Origin of the sequence: Streptomyces sp. MMG1533 (assembly GCF_001279775.1) — a bacterium.
GTDB lineage: Bacteria > Actinomycetota > Actinomycetes > Streptomycetales > Streptomycetaceae > Streptomyces.
Genome location: NZ_LGDG01000104.1, coordinates 1 through 1,280 on the forward strand (window position 1 = coordinate 1; position 1,280 = coordinate 1,280).

1 protein-coding gene is annotated in these 1,280 nt (G+C 66.2%); it reads right to left on the bottom strand.

Features of this window, described 5'->3' with window-relative positions; all coding sequences use genetic code 11:
* Nucleotides 1–41: 41 nt before the first annotated feature.
* Nucleotides 42–1,238 (bottom strand): RNA-guided endonuclease InsQ/TnpB family protein, encoded by a 1,197-nt coding sequence (locus ADK57_RS12660; protein ID WP_053749518.1) that lies wholly within the window; start codon nucleotides 1,236–1,238, stop codon nucleotides 42–44.
* Between the last annotated feature and the right edge of the window lie 42 nt (nucleotides 1,239–1,280).

A 1,280-nucleotide genomic window follows, 5' to 3' on the forward strand; every position in this document is an offset into this window, starting at 1 on the left:
GCCGTTCTTGACCTCCTCCCCCTCGTTAACGAGGGGGATTCCTACGGCTCGCGCCGTGGGGTTTTCTGCTTCATCGCCGACCGCCTGCCCGGAGAACTCCGTTGAGGTCTTACACCGGCTCCACAGACTGTCAGGGCCAGCCCGGCCCCCAGGAGGTTCTGCGCCGCGTTCACGTCCCGGTCGTGGGTCGTGCCGCAGTCGCACGTCCACGTACGGACGCTGAGTGGCATCTTGTCTTGCAAGGCGCCACAGGCGGAGCACAGCTTCGAGGAGGGGAACCACCGGTCCACGGCGATCACCTCACGTCCGTACCAGGCGGCCTTGTACTCCAGCATGCTCCGGAATTCCGACCATGCCGCATCCGAGATGGCGCGGGCCAGGCTCCGGTTCCTGACCATGTTGCGCACGGTCAGGTCCTCGATCACGAGCATTTGGTTTTCGCGCACGAGCTTCGAGGTGAGTTTGTGGAGACCGTCCCGGCGACGGTCGGTGATGCGGGCGTGGATGCGGGCGACCTTGCGCCGGGCCCTGGCCCGGTTCGCGCCCTCCCCCTTGGCCTTGCGGGCGAGTTCCCGCTGGGCCTTCGCGAGCCGGGCGCGGTCGCGGCGCTCGTGCCGGGGGCTGGCGATCTTTTCTCCGGTGGACAGCGTCAGAAGGTGGTCCAGGCCGACATCGATACCGACCGCCGTATCGGTGGCGGGCAGCGGCTTGACGCTGGGGTCCTCGCACAGCAGGGAGACGAACCATCGTCCCGCCGCGTCCTGCGAGACGGTCACCGTCGACGGGCTCGCGCCCTCCGGCAGCGCACGCGACCACGCGATGTCGAGCGGCTCGCTCATCTTCGCGAGCGTGAGCTGTCCGTCCCGGAACCGGAAGCCGCTGGTGGTGTACTCGGCGGACTTCCGCGACTTCTTCCGCGACTTGAAGCGCGGGTACTTCGCCCGCTTGCCGAAGAAGTTGGTGAAGGCGACTTGCAGGTGCCGCAGCGTCTGCTGCAACGGCACCGACGACACGTCATTGAGGTAGGCCAGCTCTTCGGTCTTCTTCCAGGCCGTCAGCATCGCGGAGGTCTGGTTGTAGTTCACCCGCTCCTGCCGCGTCCACGCCTGGGTACGGGCCGCGAGCGCCATGTTGTAGACCTTGCGCACGCATCCGAACGTGCGCGACAGCTCCGCTGCCTGCGCATCGGTCGGATAGAAGCGGTACTTGAACGCCCGCTTCACATGGTTCGCACTCACACTCACAAACTAGTGCAGCCACAGGTAAAGATCGAATCTGCC